We start from the raw sequence: 2,542 nt of genomic DNA, 5'->3' as shown, positions 1-2,542 counted from the left end.
CAGCCAAGGACCTGCGTGACAAACTCGAACAGCAAGGCGTGGAGTTGGCGGCCCCCACTTCACCAGAACAGTTTGCCGCTTTGCTCAACGAAGACATCGTTCGCTGGGCACAAATTGTCAAGTCATCGGGTGCGGCCATTGATTGACCGCCACGCCTGACGTCCTACATTCAATTATTCTGACGACTCCAACCCAGTAGGAGACAACATGAAACACCGCATTGAATTGGCCTTGACCGGGTGACTGTGACTCTACTTTTACAGCGTCTTTGTCAATACTGCTTGTAAGGCAAGAACTTGCCCGACAGCACCACGTTCACGCGGTCGCCTTTGGGGTCGGGCTGGCGCACGATGTCCATGCTGAAGTCGATGGCGCTCATGATGCCGTCGCCAAACTCTTCGTGGATGAGTTCCTTGATGGTGGTGCCGTACACGCTGACGATTTCGTACCAGCGGTAAATCAGCGGGTCGGTGGGCACCTGGCTGGGCAGTGAGCCTTTGTAAGGCACCACTTGCAGCCATTTGATTTCTTCGGCGGTCAGTCCAAATATTTTGCCGATGACTTTGGCTTGCTTGGCGTCAAAGGTCATTTGGCCCAAGCACCCGGCGGTGACCCATTCTTTGGACAGGCCGACTTTCTCGGCAACGTCGCTCCACTTGATGCCTTTGGACACTTTGGCTGTGATGATTTTTTCGGTGATGTCTAAACGGTTCATGAATGACCTCTTAAGGGGAGTTGAAGAAAATTAGGGTTAAAAAATTCAATGGGCTTTGGCGCGGGACACCAAAAAATCGACGATGTGGTTGCGCATGTCGTAATAGCCGGGCAGGTGGTGCAGCTGGGCGCGCGTGCGTTCACGCGGCAGCGGGTTGACCACCACTTCAGCCAGGCCACCAGGCACATAACTGCCGCCCGATTCGTTGCCGTTGCTCATGAGCAAGATGCGGTCCGACAACAAAATCGCTTCGTCCACGTCGTGCGTGATCATGAAAACGGTTTGCTGCGTCTGGCGCACGATGGTCATCAGCTCGTCTTGGATGGTGCCGCGCGTGAGCGCATCCAAGGCGCCAAAGGGCTCGTCGAGCAGCAGCATCTTGGGCTGGATAGCAAACGCACGGGCAATGCCCACGCGCTGCTTCATGCCACCCGACAGCTGGCTGGGCTTTTTGTCGATGGCGTGCAGCAAGCCCACCATGCCGACGTGCTTTTCCACATGCACATTGACCTGTGGTGTTTTCCATTCGGGCCACTTGGACCGCACTGCAAACGCGATGTTTTGCCGCACCGTGAGCCAGGGCATGAGCGCGTGGCTTTGGAAGACCACACCGCGCTCCAGGCTGGGCCCGGCGATTTCGCGACCGTCCATGAATGCGTGGCCCGTGCTGGCTGTGTCCAGACCCGCCAGCACGTTCAAGATGGTGGTCTTGCCGCAACCCGAATGGCCGATGATGCAGACAAACTCGCCCTTGTCGATGGTGAAGGTCACGTCCGAAAACACGGGCTTGTCGCTTTGGTAAGCCTTGCCCAGTTTTTCGATCTTGAGGAAAGCGTTCATGGCTTTGGCCTTGGGTTGGGGTGCATGGGTGTCGGATGACAAAGGAGCGATCAGCTCACGTTCAGTGGTTTCACTCCACATAGGTCACCGCCTTTTGCACTTGGGCAAATGCCAAGTCCAGCAACATGCCCACCACGCCAATCACCAGCACCGCAAAGATCACATTGACCAACGACAGGTTGTTCCACTCGTTCCAGACGAAATAACCGATGCCCGTGCCGCCCACCAACATTTCGGCGGCCACGATCACCAACCAGGCGATGCCCATGCTGATGCGCATGCCGGTGACGATGGTGGGCGCCGCGGCGGGCAAGATGACCAAAAAGGCTTTGCGCAGCGGTTGCACTTCCAGCGTGCTGGCCACGTTGAGCCATTCGCGCTTGACCGCAGCCACACCAAAGGCGGTGTTGATGAGCATGGGCCAGACCGAGCAGATGAAAATCACGAAGATGCCGCTGACTTCCGAATCTTTCAGGGTGTAGAGCGCCAAGGGCATCCAAGCCAGCGGGCTGATGGGCTTGAGCACCTGGATGAAGGGGTCAAACGCTTTGCGCATGAGGGGCGACATGCCAATCATGAACCCCACCGGCAGTGCCACCAGCACCGCCAAGAAAAAGCCCAGCGCCACGCGCCCCAGCGAATGCGCCAGCTGGATGCCGATGCCTTTGTCGTTGGGACCTTTGTCATAGAACGGATTGGCCAGATGACCCAGCATGGCTTTACCCACTTCGAGGGGTGGCGGAAAGCCGGTGGTTTTGACCGCCCCCGGGTCCTTGCCCATCATCTTCTGGTATTCGATGTCTTCCGCCGTCATGCCCGCCTTGGCAGCGCCTGCCACCGACGGCGCGGTAGCTGAGAGTTGCCAGGCCCCCAGAAACACCAGGAACATGAGCAGCGAGACCATGGCCGCGCGCAAATTGAGATGCGTGGTTTTCATGTGCCTTAGCCCATCTTGTTGATCGCAAAGCTCTTGATGTATTCCTCGGG

The 2,542-nt window shown here is 57.4% G+C and carries 3 protein-coding genes and 1 pseudogene; 1 reads left to right on the top strand and 3 read right to left on the bottom strand.

Annotated features, from left to right (window positions below; translation table 11 throughout):
• Positions 1-146, top strand: a pseudogene (locus ACIQ39_RS19275) (tripartite tricarboxylate transporter substrate binding protein); the annotation flags it as partial.
• Between the two features lie 125 nt (positions 147-271).
• On the opposite strand, the gene cynS reads toward ACIQ39_RS19275, so the two are convergent.
• The 3 genes from cynS to ntrB are packed head-to-tail and all read right to left on the bottom strand — an operon-like array spanning position 272 to position 2,492.
• Positions 272-715: a cyanase gene (gene cynS / locus ACIQ39_RS19270; protein ID WP_293750450.1), complete on the bottom strand. Its 444-nt coding sequence runs from the start codon at positions 713-715 to the stop codon at positions 272-274.
• 45 nt (positions 716-760) lie between these two features.
• Entirely contained in the window at positions 761-1,636 is an 876-nt protein-coding gene (locus tag ACIQ39_RS19265; RefSeq protein WP_396436192.1) for an ABC transporter ATP-binding protein, read from the bottom strand.
• Positions 1,626-2,492, bottom strand: coding sequence for a nitrate ABC transporter permease (gene ntrB, locus ACIQ39_RS19260; protein ID WP_396436191.1), 867 nt, complete (start codon positions 2,490-2,492; stop codon positions 1,626-1,628). The genes ACIQ39_RS19265 and ntrB overlap by 11 nt, the downstream gene beginning before the upstream one ends.
• Between the last annotated feature and the right edge of the window lie 50 nt (positions 2,493-2,542).

Origin of the sequence: Limnohabitans sp. (assembly GCF_044361645.1) — a bacterium.
Classification (GTDB): domain Bacteria; phylum Pseudomonadota; class Gammaproteobacteria; order Burkholderiales; family Burkholderiaceae_C; genus Limnohabitans_A.
The sequence above is the reverse complement of the archived record's forward strand: the minus strand, read 5'-3'. Positions and strand labels throughout refer to the sequence as shown.